22 protein-coding genes and 1 pseudogene are annotated in these 17,818 nt (G+C 59.5%); 13 read left to right on the forward strand and 10 right to left on the reverse strand.

What is annotated here, in order from left to right; all coding sequences use genetic code 11:
• Positions 1-14 precede the first annotated feature (14 nt).
• From JL39_RS32790 to JL39_RS10525, 3 genes are all read right to left on the reverse strand, one after another.
• Positions 15-149: a hypothetical protein gene (locus tag JL39_RS32790; protein ID WP_280114087.1), complete on the reverse strand. Its 135-nt coding sequence runs from the start codon at positions 147-149 to the stop codon at positions 15-17.
• Between the two features lie 134 nt (positions 150-283).
• Positions 284-955, reverse strand: coding sequence for a hypothetical protein (locus JL39_RS10520; protein WP_037149485.1), 672 nt, complete (start codon positions 953-955; stop codon positions 284-286).
• On the reverse strand, positions 952-1,530 hold the full coding sequence (locus tag JL39_RS10525; RefSeq protein WP_037149488.1) for a TetR/AcrR family transcriptional regulator: 579 nt from the start codon (positions 1,528-1,530) through the stop codon (positions 952-954). Before JL39_RS10525 ends, JL39_RS10520 begins: the two co-directional genes overlap by 4 nt.
• Before the next feature lie 70 nt (positions 1,531-1,600).
• Here JL39_RS10525 and JL39_RS10530 point away from each other — a divergent pair, with 70 nt between their 5' ends.
• The 3 genes from JL39_RS10530 (at position 1,601) to JL39_RS10540 (ending at position 2,729) form a co-directional block, all read left to right on the forward strand.
• Positions 1,601-1,978, forward strand: coding sequence for a nuclear transport factor 2 family protein (locus tag JL39_RS10530; RefSeq protein ID WP_037149491.1), 378 nt, complete (start codon positions 1,601-1,603; stop codon positions 1,976-1,978).
• A gap of 131 nt (positions 1,979-2,109) precedes the next feature.
• A complete protein-coding gene (locus JL39_RS10535; RefSeq protein ID WP_037149494.1) occupies positions 2,110-2,475 on the forward strand; it encodes a nuclear transport factor 2 family protein in 366 nt (121 codons plus the stop codon).
• 98 nt (positions 2,476-2,573) lie between these two features.
• A complete protein-coding gene (locus JL39_RS10540; RefSeq protein WP_200883936.1) occupies positions 2,574-2,729 on the forward strand; it encodes a hypothetical protein in 156 nt (51 codons plus the stop codon).
• An 88-nt stretch (positions 2,730-2,817) separates the two neighbouring features.
• Here JL39_RS10540 and JL39_RS32455 read toward each other — a convergent pair.
• Positions 2,818-2,969, reverse strand: a pseudogene (locus JL39_RS32455) (MBL fold metallo-hydrolase); the annotation flags it as partial.
• Positions 2,970-3,349: 380 nt separating this feature from the next.
• On the opposite strand from JL39_RS32455, the gene JL39_RS10545 reads away from it, so the two are divergent.
• Genes JL39_RS10545 through JL39_RS10555 form a run of 3 tightly spaced genes read left to right on the forward strand, consistent with a single transcriptional unit; the run spans position 3,350 to position 5,934 of the window.
• Positions 3,350-4,339: an ATP-binding cassette domain-containing protein gene (locus JL39_RS10545; protein WP_037149497.1), complete on the forward strand. Its 990-nt coding sequence runs from the start codon at positions 3,350-3,352 to the stop codon at positions 4,337-4,339.
• Positions 4,336-5,130, forward strand: a complete 795-nt coding sequence (locus JL39_RS10550; protein ID WP_052182803.1) for an ABC-2 family transporter protein — start codon at positions 4,336-4,338, stop codon at positions 5,128-5,130. Before JL39_RS10545 ends, JL39_RS10550 begins: the two co-directional genes overlap by 4 nt.
• Before the next feature lie 3 nt (positions 5,131-5,133).
• Positions 5,134-5,934, forward strand: coding sequence for an ABC-2 family transporter protein (locus JL39_RS10555; protein WP_037149499.1), 801 nt, complete (start codon positions 5,134-5,136; stop codon positions 5,932-5,934).
• Between the two features lie 107 nt (positions 5,935-6,041).
• On the opposite strand, the gene JL39_RS10560 is transcribed toward JL39_RS10555, so the two are convergent.
• The 6 genes from JL39_RS10560 to JL39_RS10585 are packed head-to-tail and all read right to left on the reverse strand — an operon-like array spanning position 6,042 to position 11,735.
• Entirely contained in the window at positions 6,042-6,923 is an 882-nt protein-coding gene (locus tag JL39_RS10560; protein ID WP_037149502.1) for a MurR/RpiR family transcriptional regulator, read from the reverse strand.
• A gap of 5 nt (positions 6,924-6,928) precedes the next feature.
• A complete protein-coding gene (locus JL39_RS10565; protein ID WP_037149505.1) occupies positions 6,929-7,984 on the reverse strand; it encodes an ABC transporter ATP-binding protein in 1,056 nt (351 codons plus the stop codon).
• Positions 7,981-8,733 carry a glycerophosphodiester phosphodiesterase family protein gene (locus JL39_RS10570; protein WP_037149508.1) on the reverse strand — a complete coding sequence of 251 codons (753 nt, stop codon included), beginning with the start codon at positions 8,731-8,733 and terminating at the stop codon, positions 7,981-7,983. Before JL39_RS10570 ends, JL39_RS10565 begins: the two co-directional genes overlap by 4 nt.
• Positions 8,734-8,748: 15 nt before the next feature.
• Complete coding sequence (locus JL39_RS10575) at positions 8,749-9,558, reverse strand: carbohydrate ABC transporter permease (RefSeq protein WP_037149511.1); 810 nt, start codon at positions 9,556-9,558, stop codon at positions 8,749-8,751.
• Positions 9,548-10,417, reverse strand: a complete 870-nt coding sequence (locus JL39_RS10580; protein WP_037149514.1) for a sugar ABC transporter permease — start codon at positions 10,415-10,417, stop codon at positions 9,548-9,550. The genes JL39_RS10575 and JL39_RS10580 overlap by 11 nt, the downstream gene beginning before the upstream one ends.
• A gap of 58 nt (positions 10,418-10,475) precedes the next feature.
• Complete coding sequence (locus tag JL39_RS10585; RefSeq protein ID WP_037149517.1) at positions 10,476-11,735, reverse strand: ABC transporter substrate-binding protein; 1,260 nt, start codon at positions 11,733-11,735, stop codon at positions 10,476-10,478.
• Positions 11,736-12,080: 345 nt separating this feature from the next.
• Here JL39_RS10585 and JL39_RS10590 point away from each other — a divergent pair, with 345 nt between their 5' ends.
• The 7 genes from JL39_RS10590 (at position 12,081) to JL39_RS10620 (ending at position 17,768) form a co-directional block, all read left to right on the forward strand.
• Positions 12,081-12,839: a GntR family transcriptional regulator gene (locus JL39_RS10590; protein ID WP_244446866.1), complete on the forward strand. Its 759-nt coding sequence runs from the start codon at positions 12,081-12,083 to the stop codon at positions 12,837-12,839.
• Positions 12,836-13,693 carry a pyrroline-5-carboxylate reductase gene (proC, locus tag JL39_RS10595; protein ID WP_037149520.1) on the forward strand — a complete coding sequence of 286 codons (858 nt, stop codon included), beginning with the start codon at positions 12,836-12,838 and terminating at the stop codon, positions 13,691-13,693. Before JL39_RS10590 ends, proC begins: the two co-directional genes overlap by 4 nt.
• A 28-nt stretch (positions 13,694-13,721) precedes the next feature.
• A complete protein-coding gene (locus JL39_RS10600; protein WP_037149523.1) occupies positions 13,722-14,555 on the forward strand; it encodes a transporter substrate-binding domain-containing protein in 834 nt (277 codons plus the stop codon).
• A gap of 122 nt (positions 14,556-14,677) precedes the next feature.
• On the forward strand, positions 14,678-15,343 hold the full coding sequence (locus JL39_RS10605) for an amino acid ABC transporter permease (RefSeq protein ID WP_037149740.1): 666 nt from the start codon (positions 14,678-14,680) through the stop codon (positions 15,341-15,343).
• An 11-nt stretch (positions 15,344-15,354) separates the two neighbouring features.
• Positions 15,355-16,020 carry an amino acid ABC transporter permease gene (locus tag JL39_RS10610; RefSeq protein ID WP_037149526.1) on the forward strand — a complete coding sequence of 222 codons (666 nt, stop codon included), beginning with the start codon at positions 15,355-15,357 and terminating at the stop codon, positions 16,018-16,020.
• A 22-nt stretch (positions 16,021-16,042) separates the two neighbouring features.
• Positions 16,043-16,819: an amino acid ABC transporter ATP-binding protein gene (locus JL39_RS10615; RefSeq protein ID WP_037149528.1), complete on the forward strand. Its 777-nt coding sequence runs from the start codon at positions 16,043-16,045 to the stop codon at positions 16,817-16,819.
• Between the two features lie 28 nt (positions 16,820-16,847).
• The gene (locus tag JL39_RS10620; protein WP_037149742.1) at positions 16,848-17,768 is read left to right on the forward strand and encodes an aminotransferase class IV; all 921 of its coding nucleotides are present in this window, start codon (positions 16,848-16,850) and stop codon (positions 17,766-17,768) included.
• Positions 17,769-17,818: the final 50 nt, after the last annotated feature.

Raw genomic sequence — 17,818 nt, forward strand, 5'->3', positions numbered from 1 at the left:
GCCTAGCCGTCTGCTCATATGTTTCTTCCTGTGGCGGAGCTCATCGCTTCGGCAAGTTGAGCCGAGAGCGCCTCATGCCACTCGACCGGCTTGCGGATGAGCATTCCGGTCTTGGGAATTGGTATGCGCGTGAGCTGTGGATCAGTCATGTTGCTTTCCTCAGGCTGTTTCAAGACAGAAACATCATCTCATATGTGTAGTTTCGGCCCACGCGGCCACCTCGCTCCCCGTTTGGCCTGCCTTCCCGTCGAACCGCCGCCGCTCCGATGTCCTGGGGCGTTATTCAGCGTTCTTCATCACTCAGCATGTGATCTGCCAAGCTGTAGCAGTGGCTCGCCTGATAGGCGTTCCGGCCCCGGTTCATATGCGTCAGGTTGAACGCCCGGATGGCCAGCAACGCTTGAGGCTCCGCCAGGAATTTGCCGATCGACGAGAAGCCGCGGACCCTGATGCCGAACATGTCGTCGCCTCGCGGGAAGAAATAGCTAACATCCTCCGGCATCACGACGCAGCGCTCAAGAAAAGCTTCGTCCACTTGGTCGTGATCGAGCGAATGGTCGGTGGTGAAATTGGAAAGATGCACCACGAAAAGCGCGCGGACGCCCGCGCCGTCCGCATAGAGCGAGAAAAGCTCCATCCAGCTCGCATTTATGCGAACGAGCGCCTTGCCCGGAGTCGACGGCAGACAAGAAACCGACCAGTAGTGCCGTTCGGTCCGGCAGGGGATCGGGATACAGTCGCGGCCGTAACGCCTGAGAATCTCCAGAACCTCTGGCGCCTGCGGTCGGCCGAGCAGCTTCTCAAACCGGACGAGATATTTGAAGCGCAGTTCCAGTGACTCCGAACGCTCGTCGGCGTCGCGCAGGGTCGTCTTGCCCTCCATCCAATCGCGCTGCCGCTGGAGATCCAACAATTGGCTCAGACCGGTGCTGCTTGGTCGGCGAGCGGCGTTCATCGGCGGTCCAGCAGTCTCGTCACCGCCTCGCAGACAAGGGCGGGAACGCTTTCAGCATCATCCAGATAGGCACTTTCCAGCAGGCCGTCCGAAAGCGCGACGAGAAGGGATGCGGTGACGGAGGGAGCGGGGTCGCCGTCCTCTATAAGAAGGTTCTCGAGACTGTTGTGATACCAGGCGCGGCGCGCATTGATCGCTTGTCGCACAGGGCTGGCTGGATCGGGATATTCGGCCGCCGCGTTGAGGAATGGACACCCCCGCCAGCCTCCCGCGGTCACAGCCTCGCTGATGCGCCCCATGATAGCCAGGATCATTTTCCGAGGAGGTTGCTTGTGAAGGGAGGCAACTGCCGCCCGGCCGAGCCGGTCTATCTCTTCGAGATAGGCGACGACGAGGTCATCCTTCGAGGGAAAGTGGTTGTAGAAAGTCGCCTTGGCCACGCCGGCTTCTGCGATGATGCGGTCGATACCGACAGCATGGATGCCTCCCTCGTAGAAAAGTCGCGTCGCGGTGTCCAGCAGACGACGGCGCGCGGACCCTGCTTCAGGTGGGGTTTCAGAAGTACGTTGTTTCATGGGTTGACTTTAACAGACAGGTCTGTACAGTGCAAGAAGTAGACAGACCGTTCTGTATAGGAAGGATATTATGCAGCCTCGAGAGACAGCCGAAGTCATCCGTCGGTTCAACCAGGCGTTTGAGGAACACGATCCTGTGATCTTCGAAGACCTGATCGCACCGGATTGCGTCATGGAGTCGATCCAGCCGGCGCCGGACGGCACGCGCTATGCAGGCTACGACGTCAACCTGGCATTCTGGCAGGCCATGGCGGCCGACCGCGTCAACCGCTTCGAGGTAGAAGAGACTTTTGTCATGGGCGATCGCGCCAATATCCGCTGGCGCTTCCATTTCGGCGACGGCGGCTCGGTGCGCGGCGTTAGCCTGATCCGTGTTCGTAACGGCCAGATCGTCGAGGCCCTGGCCTATGCCAAAACCCCCGGTCAATCGGCGCCCTTGCCGGAGTAACCCGCAGCCAGAACGACAAGACAAGCGAGAGCCGCAAGCCTCGTCGTTTTCTTTGTTCAACCGCAGCCTCGTTCATCATCGACCACTCGCTCGGGATAGACGACGGCTTCATCACGCAACGAGATGAGAACATGACCAGTGACACCAAAATTACCCGCGACATCGTGGAACGCTTCCACAACGCATTTGAGAAGCATCGCCCCGAAGACCTCGATGATTTGATCGGCGCGGGCTGTGTTCTCGAAAATACGGCCCCGGCCCCGGATGGAGCGCGCTACGAAGGGCGTGAGGCTTGCCTCACTTTCTGGAGGAGCGTGGCGTCGTCCGCCAATCTTGTCTTCAAAGCTGAGGAAATCTCCGCGATGGGCGGCCGCGGGATCATCCGCTGGCAGCTTCGCTGGAGCGAGCGCGAAGCGGACCGGGTTCGAGGCGTCAACATCATGCGGGTTCAGGACGGAAAGATCGTCGAGGGTCTGGGATACGTGAAGGGAGGCTGACGTTCCGATCGCGAACCGGCGATCCTCGCGGGTCGCTATCCCAGACCATGCGCGGCGGCGTGCCGCCGGAATAGGGCGCCAGCCGAAGGAGCAGACCCATGATCATCATAGCTGGTTACACCCGCACCGTCGAATGCTGGCGCGACCAGACCACACTGGACGCTTGGCGTAAGGTCGCAAAGGGGCCGCGCGGGAAATCTCGAGAGGTCGCCGTAAGCCTCTACCGCACCGACAAGGCCGAAAAACCTTTCTGAGGACGAGCCCATCGTGCCAACAAAACCGCGTGGTTGATCCTTGGTCCATTACAAGTCCCATACCTGCTTGCCTTAGGCGTCAAAACTGTCAGTTGGCGGGCACCCAGGCGTAGGCGCCATCGGTCTTGAGCATCCGGCCGAGGCCGGGGACGGAAAGTGGAAGCCGAGTACGGGAATGCGCTCGGCGGTCGCCCTGTCGAAGATGCGCCGACGGGAGGCAAGGCCCCAGGCACGATCTCGGCACCGGCTTCGTAGAGCTCGACATCGTTCATGACCGGCTCGCGGCTAAGGGGTTACTACTGGCCTAGCTTAAACCATGAAGTGATTAAATCTTGGGCGGTGCAAGCGGTCGATGCGGCTTGCCAACTCGACGACCATCTTTGCGGACATATCGGCGGGCCACATGGGGCTGTTCAAGCCGGCTACGATGGGAGCGGCGCCTTTTTGTCGATGCGTATTGGTTCTTTTTACGAGTGTAGATCTCGTGTGAAGCCGCAGCTTTGCCCATTCCTGATGGGAATGGGATCCATCAGAAGATGTGTCGGGCGAATCAGCTGAGAGTCGCATAAGTTTCATGCGGTTCCTCTAAGGGGAGCGCCTTTACGTTCAGGATCTCCGCTATGGCTTCGATCATCTCTGCCGAAAACGTGTCAAAGACCTTTCAGCAGCGCGTGTCCCAGCCGGGCATGATCGGTGCCGTGCGCGGTTTCATCGCTCCGATCAAAAGACCGGTTCCGGCGGTGGATGATATCACATTCTCCATCGCAGCCGGTGAGGCGGTCGGATATCTCGGCCCAAACGGGGCGGGCAAGTCCACCATGATCAAGATGCTGACCGGTATTCTTGCGCCATCCGCCGGCACGGTGACAGTGCTCGGCCGACATCCGCAGGCGGAACGGGTCGCCAATGCGCGTCAGATCGGTGTCGTCTTCGGTCAACGTACGCAGCTTTGGTGGGAACTGCCGCTCTTTGAGAGTTTCGAGTTGCATCGGCGCATGTATCGCATGCCGGCAGACCTCTTCGCCCGCAACCGAACCGATCTCACCGAGATGATGGGACTTTCGCCCTTTCTCGATCGCCCCGTGCGGCACCTGAGCCTTGGCCAGCGCATGCGTGCAGAGATCGCCATGGCGCTGATGCATGATCCCAGGATCCTCTTCCTCGACGAGCCGACCATCGGGCTCGACGTGGTGGCGAAGGATGTGGTGCGCAAGTTCCTCTCGCGCATCAACCGCGAACGCGGCACGACGATCATCCTCACGACCCATGATCTGCAAGATATCGAGGAGATTTGCCCGCGTCTTATCATGGTGGACGAGGGGAGGCTGTTATTTGACGGCGCAATCGGTGAGCTTCGCTCCCGCTTCGGCGCGCGCCGCCGCCTGACGCTGGAATTTGTAAGCGAACCGGGCCGCGTACGCGTTGCGGGTGCGGAGCTTGTCGGCGGGGAGGGGCGTGTTCGCGAACTCCTGATTGCCGATGATGGACGCTCACTCATCGAGCTGTTGGCAGCCCTTGAGGCCGACGTCGACTTGCGCGACGTGCGTCTGCACGAGCCTGGCATCGAGGAGATCATCCGCACGCATTATCAGGCGAGGGCTGCGGCATGAGCGCCTTCCTCGCCCTCATCCGGGCCGCCTTCCAGCGCGAAGTCGAGCACCGGGCCAAGATGCTCGTTCGTATCCTCGGGAGCCTCGTGGAGATCGTTGCACGTGTTTCGATCTGGCAGGCGGTTTTTAGCGGACACGGCTCGATGAACGGTATCACGCTTTCCCAGATGGTTACCTATGCGCTGATCGGCGGCACGATCCTGTCCAGCTGGGATGCCACGATGATCGTGCGCGATGTCGGCACGACGATCCGCACCGGAGCGATAGGCGCGACGCTGCTGCGTCCGGTGGGCTATCCCCTTATGCTGCTCGCCGAGCAGCTAGGCGCGCGCTTCTTTGACTGGTTGCTGATTTCGCTGCCGGTGATCGCCATCATGGGGTTCTGCTACGGACTGCAATTGCCTGCGAGCTTCGGTCACGGCATTCTCTTTGTCGGTTTTCTGTTTGTCTCGCTTGCCGTACTGATGCTGACGGGCATCCTGCTCGGTTTGTTTTCATTCTGGGTTTTCGATGCTCATTCTCTCGAATGGTTCATGCGCGGCGCCTTGGCCACGCTCTCCGGTGGGCTCGTGCCCATCTGGTTCTTTCCGGCCGGCCTGGCAACGGTAGCGCATGTTCTGCCCTTTTCCTGGATCACCTATCATCCGATGGCGGTCTATCTAGGAGCGCGCGATCTTGCCTCTTCCGCTCTTTACCTCGTCGCTGGTGGCGGATGGGTGATGGCCCTCGGCCTTGCCGTTGCCTTTGTCTGGTCGCGGGCCTGCGGACAGGTCGTGGTGCAGGGGGGCTGAGGGATGCGCGACACGCTGTCTCTGCTCTTCTATCTGATGCGGCTTCGGGTGCGCACGCGGCTTGAATTTCGCGCCAGTTTGGTCATCGCCTGGGCGGCACAAGCCTTCGGTTATGCGGGTGTCTTTGCCTCGATCTGGCTCATCATTACCCGCTTCGAGAATATCGGTGGCTGGACCTGGCCGCAGATGGCGCTGCTCCTCGGCTTCCATACGCTGGGTTATGCGCTTGGGGCCTGTTTCACGCTGGTGCAGTTGAGGCGCATGGAGGAGATCGTGCTCGGCGGCGAGTTTGACACGCTGCTGGTTCGGCCGCTCAACCCTTGGGCCTATCTCGTCTTTTCGGGCTTCAACATCGAATATGGCGGGCATGTGCTATTGGGGGCGGGGCTGATCGTCTGGGCGCTGCCGCAGATTCCCATCGAGTGGGATGTCGAGGCCTCTATCCTCATCTTCGGTGCTCTCGTGAGCGCGGCGCTCATTACGGCATCCATGCTCACCATGATCGGTGCCTGCGCCATGATCCTTGGCCGTGCGCGCTATCTTTTCGGCATCTATTTTGATTTTTGGGAATTGTCGCGTTATCCGGCCAGCATCTTTGCCCCGGTCTTCCAGATCGCGCTCGTTTCGGTCATGCCGCTCGGCTATATGGCATACGTGCCGGTGTCGGTCCTGCTCAAGCGGCCGGTCGCTTATCTCGGAAGTGCGGCGGAGATCGCGGCGCTTGCTGCCGGCCCGATCTCCGTTCTGGCAGCGGTCGTCTTCTGGCGCTTCTGCCTGCGCCGCTATCAGGGCGGCGGCGGATGAAAGAGCGCGCGGATAGTTATCTGTAAAATAACCATAGTTCCCTTGTCAGCTCAATTTCTAAAGGACCATCTCGTCCCAGTCTGCTCCACGTTGGCTGTGGCTCAGCGTCAGTCCACAGTCAGACGTGATGTCGCCTTGAATGACCGGAATTCCCTGAGCGCCCGGATCGAGCGACCATCATCAATGGCAGCAAGATCGAGGATCACCGCGTTGGCGATTGTCATGGGCACCACGAGTGACTGCGATTCCCCCGGTTCGCCGCGCGAAATCGAAATCTGATGTTCCGGCGCTGGATCGATGCGAGCCGCATGCAGATCCGTCAGGGCCAGCGTCTGGGCGCCGCGGTCTGCCGCGATCCTTCGAAGCTCATGCACCAGAGGGGAGGTACGGCGGAAGGTCAACAACCAGAGCACATCATATTTGCAAAATGTCGAAAGCGCCTCCGGCAGCTGGTCCACTTGGCCGCCGAGATTGACTGCGTCGTATCCGGAGCGCACCAGGCGGAGCGTGATCAGCGCCGAAAGCGCCGAGGAATGGCCGCGGCCGAAGACGAAGATGCGGCGGCTGTTGCACAGGCGCTCGGAAAAAGCACGGATGTCGGCGTCGGAGACACTGTTGCGGACGTTGTTCAACGCGGCGATCTCGCTGTCGAGCACCGAGGCGAGCAGACCACCTTCTTCTGCCCTCACAAGGCGTGCCGCCATGCGCGCGGCCGGGCTTTCGAAATCTTCACCGCCTACCATCAGGTTTGCCTGCAGGAAGCTTCGAAATTCCGGGTAGCCCTTGAAACCCAAGCGCCGCGCCAGCCTCACGGCCGAGGCGGGATGCACGCCTGCACGGAGGGAAACATCCTTCCCATTATCCATCGCTGCACGGATCGGATCCTGGACCAGGACATCGAGAAGACGCGTGTCAGCGTCCGTCAGCCGCGTCGAATGGCGGCTGATGAGATCGCCGAGCGCTTGTGGTGCCGGATCGTGTTTATCCATCAGCCTTACGATATCCTGACGCTGCGAAAATCGCGCGCGAGATCGACCCGCTCGCCGCTGTCGTTCTCAAAGAACAATGCGCGGCCAAGATCATAGGAAATCCAGAGTTCCTCTGAATGTTCTGCCACCTCGCGTCGCGGTGTTGTCACGGTCAGCCGGCCGGCCGGGCTGTCGCAATGGAGAAGTAGGTCAGATCCCGTCATTTCGGAGAGCACAAGACGCGCCGACAGCGCCGGACGCTCGGGTCTTTCCGTGTGAACGGTCAGGATTTCCGGGCGAAGACCGGCGGTTAGCCCTTCCATGCCCTGCCAGCCGGGCAGTTTCTCCGCGGCAACGAAATTGATTGGTGGTACGCCGAGAAAACCGGCGACAAAGCGGTTGCGCGGCCGATCGTAGATGACGTCGGGTCGATCGAACTGGAGAAGATGCCCGTCCTTCATGACTGCTACGCGGTCCGCCAGCGACAGCGCTTCCGTTTGATCGTGCGTCACATAAACGATGGTCGCCCTGAGCTGCCGATGCAGTTGCTTGATTTCCGTGCGCATGGCCACGCGTAGCGCATTGTCGAGGTTGGAGAGCGGCTCGTCCATCAAAAAGGTAGAGGTATTGCGCGCCATGGCGCGACCCATGGCGACCCTCTGACGCTGGCCGCCGGACAGCGCCCCCGGTTTGCGCTCAAGATACGGATCGAGCTGAAGCATGCGCGCCACTTCTTCCGCTCGGCGGTTGCGCTGCGCCTTCGGCATGCCGCGCAGCTCGAGACCGAAGGCGATATTTTCGCGCACGCTCATATGCGGGTAGAGTGCATAGTTCTGGAAGATCATCGCGATGTCGCGGTCCTGCGGCGCAAGATCATTGGCGCGTTTGCCGCCAATCTCGATCTCGCCTTCCTCGCAGCGCTCCAGCCCGGCAATCAGTCGCAGAAGCGTGGATTTGCCGCAGCCGGACGGACCGACAATGACGACGAATTCACCCGGTTTGATATCGAGTGAAACGCCATGCAATACCGGCATGCCGCCCGGATAGGCCTTGCGGATATGGCGAAGCGAAATTCCACTCATGCCGCGGTCTCCTTGTGGCGAAAGGCGCTGCGAATGGAGATCGCCAGCGTCGGCCGATCGGTTGTGAACACCTTGACGCCGAGCGCGAGTGCCTTTTCGATCTGCGAGTGCGAATGGGCCGCCCAGCAGCCGAATTCCAGGCCGGCTGCGCGGACGGCGTTGCCAAGCGCACGATCTGCACAATCGATGTGGACGCCGATCTCCGGAATGGCATGCGCCTTCGCCACCTCGATCACAGTCTCCACCCCCAGTTGGCGAAGCACGGGCGGACTGACCAGCCAGAGCCGCGGACGATTGCTGGCACGGGCCAATTCATCCAGGGAACGCACGAGGAAAGAGGAAAAGGTTGTCCGCTCCAGCATTCCATGCCGGGCGAGGAGCGTCACCACACGTGGCACGAAATCCCGATAGGGCTCGCCGTCGACACCAGGCTTGATCTCACAGCGGAAACCGACGGGGCTTGCCTCGTAAAGCGCACAGAGTTCCTGCAACGTGAGTGGATGGCCACCGCCGCCATAGTTGATCGTCGCGTCCTTCACGTCGGCCAGGGCCATGCGTGCGATTTCGCCAAACGTGTCGGTCGTGCCGTCCAGCGTCGGGTCGTGATGCACGATTATGGCGCCGTCCGCCGTCGGATGGATGTCGAATTCCACCTCCTCCAGTGCCATCTCGGCCGTTGCGGCGAAACCACGTGGTGTGCTGTCGCCGAATTCCAGGGTGCCGCCACGATGCGATGCGATGCGTGTCATTCTAGTGTCCTCGACTTACTTGATTGCGCCCATGGTGATGCCGCGCACGAGATGTCGCTCCACGAGCAGAAAACCGATGAGCACGGGCAGGATGGTGATGGTGGAGGCGGCCATGACCAGCGGCCAGTCGATGAGACCTTCGCCGGGATTGACGCGGTAAAGCCGAGCCAGACCGATCTGCAGCGTGTATAGGTCTTGCCTGCCCACCGCGACGAGCGGCCAAATATAGTTGTTCCACTCAGTGATGAAGATGTAGAGGGCCATGGACGAGATGGCGGGACGCGATAGCGGCACGATGATGCGCCACAGCACCTGCAAGGGTGTCGCCCCGTCCATATAGGCTGCCTCATCCAGCGCTTTTGGAATGCCTCGGATATACTGGCGCAAGAAAAAAGCGGCAAAGCCGTTCGAAATGGCCGGCAGGATTAAGCCGGCATAGGTATCCAGCAATCCGGCCTTCGCGAGCGTTAGATAGTTGGGAATAAGGCTGATATGGCTAGGGATCATCAGGGTCGCCACGGTCGCGCCGAACAACAGATCGCTCGCCGGAAAACGGAAACGCGCGAAAGCGAAGGCCGCAAGCGTGGCAAGTGTTATGCCCAGCACCGTCACGAGACCCGATACGATGAGGCTGTTGGCAAGATAACGGGCGAAGTTGAACTGGCCGATGGCGCGGTCGTAATTGTCGAGCGTGAAGGCCACTTCTCCGGCGTAAAAGGCATCTGCCGTCTGGAAGGACATCCAGATGGAATAGAGCACCGGCGACAGGAACAGCAGTCCGACCAGCAGCGATAGGACCGCAAGAATTTGGTTCTCAGGCTTCATAGTGCACCTTGCTGCCGATGATGCGGGATTTGACGATTGCAAGCGCCACGAGCAGGACGAAAAGGATCACTGCAAGCGCGGAGCCGCGGCCGATGTCGAACAGCACGAAGCCGATTTCGTAGAGCAGGTTCACCAGCATATCGGTTGCGCCGGCCGGTCCGCCATGCGTCATCACATTGACGATGGTGAAGACCTGGAAGGCTTCGATCACCGAGATGATCAGAAGGAAATAGGTGGTTGGCATCACCAGCGGCAGTGTCACGCGGCGAAAGACATGCCAACGGCGTCCGCCGTCGACGGAGGCGGCATCGTAGAGTTCCTGCGGGATCGCCTGCAGGCCGGCAATGTAGATAACGATGTCATAGCCGATCTGTTTCCATGTGTTGACAAAGATCAGCACCCAGAGCGCCAGATGTGGGTCCTGCAGCCATTGCGGACGGCCAAGACCGAGCGGCTCGAGCAGCGCGTTCATCATGCCGTAATCGGTCGAGAAGACCCAGGAAAAGACCACGGCGATGGAGACGGTGGAGGTGACCGAGGGCAGGAAGAGCGCCCCGCGCAGCAGTCGTGATGACAAGGTCTCGCGCACGAGATAATTCGCAATGACCAGCGCCGCACCGAGCCTTAGAGGAACGGAGAAGACGGCGAAAAGTGTGGTGACCCGGAGCGAATTCCAGAAATCGCGCGATAATAGCAATTGCTCGTAGTTACGCAGACCGACGAACGGCATGTTCGACGAAAGGAAATTCCATTCGCGCACGCTAAGGTTCAGGCTTGTGAGGATCGGGATATACGTGAAGACCGCGATGAAGATCATCAGCGGCGCAACGAAGAGATAAGGGGTCAGCTTGCGGAGCATGGCAGAATTTGCGCCGGCGAGAAAAAAAGCCCACCGGCGCCCTTTCGAAGAAGAGGGATCAGTTGCTGGTGCGCTGGTTCTCCGCGCGCGTCTGCTCGGCGAAATCCTTCATCGTCTCGTCGACCTTGCGTTGACCCAGCGCCATGGCCTCCCACATCTTGTATTCGGTGGAGCGCATCCAGGTCACGACCGTTGAGCGGGCGCGGCCATGGGCGTATGGCAGCGAGTTGATGGCCACATCGATACCCGGCTGTGTTTCTAGCGCCTTGACGGCGACCGGAAGAGCGGCGCTCTTTTTGTTGATCGGCAGATAGCCGGTGGCGGCAAACCAGGCCGCATTGGCTTCCGGCGAGGCGGCGTAGCTGATGAACTTGTACGCGGCGTCTTGGACTTCCTTCGGAGAACTTGCCATGATGCCGATGCCAGCGCCGCCAATCGGGACCGAGCAGACTTTGTTGCAGGGCATCGGACGCACGACGAGATTGTCGCCGATGGCTTTTTTCGAACCGACATAATTGCCGGTCGAATTCATCATGATGCCGACCTTGCCGGCAAGGAAGGCGTCGCGGCCATTGTCCTCATCCGTTACGCCATCGGGCGACGCTACCTTGTGGTGGTTTACCAGCGAAGCCATCCATTGATAGGCTTCGACCGTATTCGGCTTGTCGAGCAAGATCTCGTTCGTGGTCGGGTCGATCAACTCGCTGTCGTTGGCCATGACAAGACCCCAACGGGCAAACTGGCCGGGCGCTGCGATGCCGGAAATCCCTTCGGAACCGAGCTTTTCGCTGATGGTCTTTGCCGCGGCAAGGATGTTATCGAAGGTCTTTAGCGGCGTCTGCGCCGAAAGGCCGGCGCGGGCAAAGATGTCTTTGTTGAAATAGAGGACCGGCGTGGATGAGTTGAACGGCACGACATAGTTCTTGCCGTTAATAATACCGACTTCGCGCGCGTAATCATAAAGGTCGCTCTTAAGCGGATCGGCGTCGAAATAGGGTGTCAGGTCAGTCAGGATATTGTTGTTGGCAAAGAGGCCGTAGCGGGTGATTTCCAAGATTACGGCATCCGGCGCACGGCGCGCCGGGATTGCAGCCTGCAGCTTTGCGACAATATCGTTATAATTGCCGATGAACTCCGCTTCGACATCGATGCCCGGGTTGGCGGCCTCGAACTGGGTGATTATCTTGGCGAGAGCCTCACCCTGACCTTTGTTGAAAGAGTGCCAGAACTTGACCGTTGTGGCCGCGTCAGCCGTGCCGAGCGTGCCGAACAGCGCAAAGACGGTTGCAGCAATCGTAGAATGCAATTTGCGTGTCATGTCTCTCTCCTATGCAAATGAAATTGCAATGGAGGCGGTGTAACTCCGTTAGGAGACAGTTCGGTGAAGCCTTTGTTAAACTTTGATGACGGGCGACTTCGTCGCCCTGTCGAACGTGTGGGGGATGACCGAGAATTTGCATGTTCAACGACCTGCAACGGCGTCCATCCTGTCGCGAAAGACGCCTGTTTGTACATGAAGGGAACCAAACCTGATGGGGCGCGTCATGGCCGATAGCATCGAAGTGACTTGGTGCGGATGAGGCATCGTCTGCAGTTCAGTCGGCCTGCCGACCGCGTCCCTTCAAAAATCGCGTTGACTGCGTAATTTGTCTGTGATTGATTGTTGACAATCGATGAGCAACAAAAAAGGTGTTCGGTGAACGAGCAGGGTGGCCGAGGTTTCATTCGCATTCCAAAGGCGACATTTCGCGCGCACATCGTCGATGGTCTGCGGAGCGCCATCCTGAAAGGTGAAATTTCACCTGGAGCACAAGTCACCGAATCGAGCCTTGCAGAGCAGTTCGGCGTCAGTCGCGGTCCGTTGCGCGAGGCCATGCGCCAGCTGATTGACGAGGGTCTCCTCGTCACGATCCCTTACACAGGAACCCATGTCGTTGAACTGTCCGTGGATGATGTCCGCGAAATCTATTCCATGCGTGTCAATCTCGAAATCTTTGCGTTCGAGCTGGTGTGGGAGAAGCGTGACGAAGCGTTCCGTCAGGGTCTGCTGTCGCGCCAGGCGGAATTGACGCGTTGCATCGACAGTGGCGATGATGTCGCCAGTATTGACGCTGAACTCCAGCTTCATGGCTTTGTCTACGAAGTTTCCGGCCACAAGATCCTGCAAAAGACTTGGGAAAGCATCCGTGGTCGCCTGCAACTCTATTGGGCTGCGCATCATCGAGCACACGGCATCCGTGGGCCCCGCCGCGATGGTCACGACAGTTATGTTGCTAATGCGTTGGGAGAGAGTCTGGATGTGATGCGGACTGAAATCAGGGCGCACATGGCGCGCGGCGGACAGCAGACCGAAGATTTTCTGCTTTCGTCGAACGCTGGCAAGCTGGAGCGGTCGGACGTCCAGGCAAGGGCTACGAGATGACGGACGCCTTCTGTCCTGCTCATTCTGTCTTGATGATGGGATGCGGCAACATGGGCGCGGCGATTGCCGCTGGCGTGTCCGCGCGCATGCCATTGATCGAAATCACAGCCGTTGATCACGATGCCGCGAGGGCGCGGAAGCTTTTGCCCCCCGATAGCCCTGTTCGTGTCCTGCCCAGTGTCGAAAGCCTGGAGGCAAGGGCTTTCGATGTCTGCATCCTCGCCGTCAAGCCGCAACAAGTCGAGGCGGCACTTCAGACGGCACAGAATAATGTCGCCGGCGCGTTAGTCATATCGATTGCTGCGGGAATCCCGCTTGCGCAGATCAGGGCGCGATCGGATCAGGCAAGTCGCATTGTGCGCGTGATGCCCAATCTGCCCGCGACGGCCGCTTCCGCAATGAGCGTAGGCCATGCCGCGCCGGACACGATTTCAGATCTGGATCGAAAGGTCGTCGAAGCTTTGTTTCAAGCCATCGGCCGCTTTTGCTGGGTGGAGCAGGAAAGCGACATTGATCTTGCAACCGGCATCTCCGGCAGTGGACCTGGTTATGTTTTCGCCTTCACGGAGCATTTGCAGCGGGCCGCGGAGCGTATGGGTTTCGCCACTCCCGTCGCCGAGCTTTTGGCGCGCCAAACAGTTGTCGGCGCTGCTCGCCTTCTTGAACTGGATAGCCGCGGCGCACGCGAACTGAAAGACGCCGTCACCAGCCCCGGCGGAACGACACAAGCCGGCCTTTCCGTTCTGGAGGCGGAAAACGGCCTTGCCGAACTGTTGATGAAAACAACGGCGATGGCGGCGAGCCGCGCAACGGAACTCGCAAAATTACACGAACAAGAGCCGCAAAGGCCGTGATCACGTCAAAACCTTAGAGGACGAACAAATGATTACCACACGGAGAACCCTTCTCGCCGCACTGACCCTTGCCCTGACGGGGTTTGCCACATCGGCGTTCGCTCAAGACGCTTCCACGCTTGATCGCATTAAGCAGGACAAGCAACTGCGCATCGGCGTGACCTCCGCTGAGCCTTGGTTTTTCAAGGATCCGATGACGGAGAAATGGACAGGCGTTGGTGTAGCCATGGGCGAGAAATTGGCCACCAGTCTCGGCGCGACGCTTGTTCCTGTCGAAACGACATGGGCAAACGCGGTGGCGGCACTTCAGGCCAATCAGATCGATATGATGTTTGTGCTCGATCCCACGGAAGAGCGCAGGAAGGCCATCGATTTCCCGGATGCGCCTCTCTTCTACTATGCCATGGGAGCGCTGGTCGCGGCGGATTCCGCCGCAAAGTCCTGGGAAGACATTGATAAGCCCGGCACGCGCATCGGGGTGACGCTTGGGACCTCGCTCGATAAGAACATCACTGCTATGGCGAAGAACGCCGAAATCAATCGCTTCTCCAGCAATGATGAAGCCATCGCAGCCTTTGCCGCCAGACGCGTCGATGTCGTCGTGCAGTTCCATCCGGCGCTTGTGGTTCAGTATTCGCGTCTGAAGCTCGGCAAGGTCATCTTACCCACGCCCGTCAATCCGGTGCCGACCAGTGCGGGCCTGCGCAAGGAAACGACCCCCGCCTTCCGCAACTGGATCAGCGAGCAGTTCGCCGAGCTCTACAAGAACGGCGTGCCGGACCAGATCTTCAATGGTTACCTGAAGTCGAAGAACATCGATCCCGCCGGCATTCCGGGCCTGGTCAAGGAAGCGTGGAAATAGCAATGAGCGAGAGGGGAGGGCAAGTCCTTCCCCTTAAGCCTCCTGCCTTCGTCACCAGATCAATCGCCGGGAATGCGCGCCTGGCGGTTGCGGCCCTGCTCCTTGCAAGGAACCTCAGTCTCATGAGCTATCACTGGGATTTTTCCGGGGTATGGTCCCGCTGGGACCTGCTGCTGACCGGACTCGTGAACACGGTCAAGATCGCCGGCATCTCGATCGTCCTTGGCGTCATCGTCGGGCTGCTGCTGGCTTTCATGAAGCTCTCGCCCCGACGGTTCCTGTCCGTACCCGCCGCCGCCTTCATCGAGTTCTATCGCAATACGCCGCCGATCATCCACTTCTTCTGGTTCTATTACGCCCTGCCGGTGCTGGCCAATGTCAGCCTCAATCCCTTCGTCGCGGCAGTGCTTGCGCTATCCACGCAGTCGGGGGCCTTTTATGCGGAAGTGTTTCGCGGCGGCATCGTGTCGATCGAAAAGGGCCAGTGGGAAGGTGCTCGGGCGCTCGGCATGCGGCATTCGCAACTGATGCGCCGCATCATCCTGCCGCAGGCCATGACGAGAATGTTTGCGCCTTTCGTGGAGCGCTCCTTCGAGCTTACCAAGACCACGGCGCTCGCCTCGACGCTGGCCTATGCCGACCTCCTCTACCAGGCCATGCTGGTGAATAGCGAAACCTTCCGCCCGCTTGAGGTCTACACCACCATTGCCCTGATGTACGTCATCCTGCTTGTCACGGCCAGCGCGCTTGCCCGTGTTGCCGAAGCACGCCTGACGGCCTATCGCTGAGGAGCCGCAGCATGGATTACCAGTTTGATTTCGTGCTTGTGCTTCGAAGCCTGCCGGTTCTGTTACGAGGGCTGCTCGTCACCGTCGAACTCTGGGTGCCGAGCGTTTTCATCGGCCTGTGTGCGGGCTTCCTGCTGTCGCTGGCGCGGCTGTCGAAATCGCCATGGCTGAGGATGCCGAGTCTGTTCTACATCGAGCTCTTTCGCGATACGCCGGTACTCATCCAGTTGATCTGGTTCTTCTACGCGTTTCCGATCATCATCGGTGTGCAGCTGTCACCTTTCGCCGCGGCGCTGCTGGGCCTGGCGCTGAACACATCGGCCTATTCGGCAGAAATCTTCCGGGGCGGCATTCAGTCGATCGCGCAGGGACAGTGGGAAGGTGCGCGTGCGCTTGGCATGCGTCATTCAAAGATATTGCAACGCATTATTCTGCCGCAGGTCTTCAAGCGCATGCTCCCGGCCTTCACCAACCGGGCTATCGAAGTCGCGAAGATGTCCTCGCTTGCCTCGGTACTGTCGGTGCATGAACTGATGTACCAGGGGCGGCTGCTCAGCTCCACCTACTATCGGCCGCTCGAAATCCTGACGACCGTGGCCTTCATCTACTTCGTCCTCATCTATCCCGGCACCTGGCTTTCCGCGCGTCTAGAGCGGCGCCTTGCGGCGAAGGCCTGATGTTTCCAAGGAGAACCCCGCCATGACCGAGCCCATTCTTCGCGTCACCGATCTGCAGAAGTATTTCGGCGATCTGCATGTTCTCAAGGGCATCGACTTTTGCGTCGAGGCCGGTGAGCGCATCGCCATCATCGGCGGCAGCGGCTCCGGCAAGAGCACGTTTCTGCGCTGCCTGAACTTCATGGAAATGCCAAGCGGCGGCACGATTGCGCTGGACGGCAAGCCGATCGGCAAGCCCCATGGCCCGGACGGCGCCCGCCGTTATCCCGAATCCGAGCTGTGCACGGTGCGTGAGCGCGTCGGCATGGTTTTCCAGCAGTTCAATCTGTTTCCGCACATGACCGTGCTGGAAAACGTGATGGAGGGGCTGCTGACCGTCAAGGGCATGAGAAATGCTGCAGCGAGGGAGAGGGCCGTGCGCGAACTCGAAAAGGTGGGGCTCGGCACCAAACTCGATGCCTATCCCGGCAAGCTGTCCGGCGGGCAGCAACAGCGTGTCGCCATTGCCCGCGCCCTGGCCATGGAGCCGGAAATCCTGCTGTTCGACGAGCCGACCTCGTCGCTGGACCCGGAATTGGTCGGAGAAGTTCTGCGTGTCATTCGCCAGTTGGCCGATGAGGGGCGCACCATGCTTCTCGTCACGCATGAGCTGGGCTTTGCCTATCACTTCGCGACCAAGGTCATTTTTCTGGCTGACGGCGTGTTTCATGAGGTGGGCACGCCCGATGATGTTCTGAAGAACCCCCGGCAGGAACGAACGCGCGCCTTTCTCGAACGCTTTAGCGAATTCGGATTCTGAATCCGGATAACTTACAAGGAATATGAACATGAATGCAGTTGCCGCCAGCAATACCAGCTCCCAGGGTTACGTGGCTGACCACCGCAACGATAATGTGCTGATCTACCTCAACGGCGAATTCTTCAAGCGCGACGAGGCCAAGGTTTCTGTCTTCGATGCCGGTTTCGTCCTGGGCGATGGCGTTTGGGAGGGCGTTCGTCTGGTGAACGGCAAGATCATCGCCCTGGATGAACATCTCGACCGTCTTTACGAGGGGGCCAATTCGATCCAGCTCGACATCGGCATGACCCGCGAGGAGCTGGCCGAGGCCCTGTGGCAGACCTTCCGAAGAAACGACATGACGGACGGTGCCCATGCACGCGTGATGGTGACGCGCGGCAAGAAGAAGACGCCGAATCAGGATCCGCGCTTTGCGATGGGACAGGCCACAATCGTGATTATTGCCGAGTTCAAGATCCCGAAGCCGGAATCCAAGTCAAAGGGTCTCTCCTTGATGACCTCCACCATCCGCTGCAGCACGCCAGATGTGTTCGATCTGCGGCTCAACTCCCATAGCCGCCTGAACTTCATTCACGCGCTCATTCAGGCAATCAATTGTGGCGCCGACGAAGCGTTGATGCTCGATCCGCATGGCTTTGTTGCCAGCTGCAATTCCACCAATTTCTTCATCGTTCGCAGTGAAGAACTGTGGACTTCGACGGGCCGCTACAATTTCAACGGCATCACGCGCAAGAAGGTGATCAAGCTCTATTCGGACGCTGGGCATGTGGTGCGCCAGAAAGACTTCACGCTGGCGGAAGTCTATAGCGCGTCCGAAGCATTCGTGACCGGAACGCTTGGCGGAATAACACCGGTCACGCGTATCGATGGTCGTCATGTCGGCAATGGGCAACCCGGTCCGGTCACGCAGCACATCGCCGATCTCTACGCCGCTTACATCAACGGCTGAGACCTGGTGTTTTGAGTGGTCGAACCGCCATAACCGCAACTCGTCGGCCA

The sequence above is a fragment of the Rhizobium sp. YS-1r genome, assembly GCF_000757525.1.
In the GTDB taxonomy this organism is placed as follows: domain Bacteria; phylum Pseudomonadota; class Alphaproteobacteria; order Rhizobiales; family Rhizobiaceae; genus Neorhizobium; species Neorhizobium petrolearium.

Coding starts and splice junctions, on each gene's coding strand:
- JL39_RS10520 (WP_037149485.1), bottom strand. CDS start 955: ATGAACGCCGCTCGCCGACCAAGCAGCACCGGTCTGAGCCAATTGTTG.
- JL39_RS10610 (WP_037149526.1), top strand. CDS start 15,355: ATGGATTACCAGTTTGATTTCGTGCTTGTGCTTCGAAGCCTGCCGGTT.
- JL39_RS10585 (WP_037149517.1), bottom strand. CDS start 11,735: ATGACACGCAAATTGCATTCTACGATTGCTGCAACCGTCTTTGCGCTG.
- JL39_RS10535 (WP_037149494.1), top strand. CDS start 2,110: ATGACCAGTGACACCAAAATTACCCGCGACATCGTGGAACGCTTCCAC.
- JL39_RS10565 (WP_037149505.1), bottom strand. CDS start 7,984: ATGAGTGGAATTTCGCTTCGCCATATCCGCAAGGCCTATCCGGGCGGC.
- JL39_RS10570 (WP_037149508.1), bottom strand. CDS start 8,733: ATGACACGCATCGCATCGCATCGTGGCGGCACCCTGGAATTCGGCGAC.
- JL39_RS10555 (WP_037149499.1), top strand. CDS start 5,134: ATGCGCGACACGCTGTCTCTGCTCTTCTATCTGATGCGGCTTCGGGTG.
- JL39_RS10550 (WP_052182803.1), top strand. CDS start 4,336: ATGAGCGCCTTCCTCGCCCTCATCCGGGCCGCCTTCCAGCGCGAAGTC.
- JL39_RS10530 (WP_037149491.1), top strand. CDS start 1,601: ATGCAGCCTCGAGAGACAGCCGAAGTCATCCGTCGGTTCAACCAGGCG.
- JL39_RS10560 (WP_037149502.1), bottom strand. CDS start 6,923: ATGGATAAACACGATCCGGCACCACAAGCGCTCGGCGATCTCATCAGC.
- JL39_RS10620 (WP_037149742.1), top strand. CDS start 16,848: ATGAATGCAGTTGCCGCCAGCAATACCAGCTCCCAGGGTTACGTGGCT.
- JL39_RS10580 (WP_037149514.1), bottom strand. CDS start 10,417: ATGCTCCGCAAGCTGACCCCTTATCTCTTCGTTGCGCCGCTGATGATC.
- JL39_RS10600 (WP_037149523.1), top strand. CDS start 13,722: ATGATTACCACACGGAGAACCCTTCTCGCCGCACTGACCCTTGCCCTG.
- JL39_RS10540 (WP_200883936.1), top strand. CDS start 2,574: ATGATCATCATAGCTGGTTACACCCGCACCGTCGAATGCTGGCGCGAC.
- JL39_RS32790 (WP_280114087.1), bottom strand. CDS start 149: ATGACTGATCCACAGCTCACGCGCATACCAATTCCCAAGACCGGAATG.
- JL39_RS10575 (WP_037149511.1), bottom strand. CDS start 9,558: ATGAAGCCTGAGAACCAAATTCTTGCGGTCCTATCGCTGCTGGTCGGA.
- JL39_RS10545 (WP_037149497.1), top strand. CDS start 3,350: ATGGCTTCGATCATCTCTGCCGAAAACGTGTCAAAGACCTTTCAGCAG.
- JL39_RS10605 (WP_037149740.1), top strand. CDS start 14,678: ATGAGCTATCACTGGGATTTTTCCGGGGTATGGTCCCGCTGGGACCTG.
- JL39_RS10525 (WP_037149488.1), bottom strand. CDS start 1,530: ATGAAACAACGTACTTCTGAAACCCCACCTGAAGCAGGGTCCGCGCGC.
- JL39_RS10615 (WP_037149528.1), top strand. CDS start 16,043: ATGACCGAGCCCATTCTTCGCGTCACCGATCTGCAGAAGTATTTCGGC.
- proC (WP_037149520.1), top strand. CDS start 12,836: ATGACGGACGCCTTCTGTCCTGCTCATTCTGTCTTGATGATGGGATGC.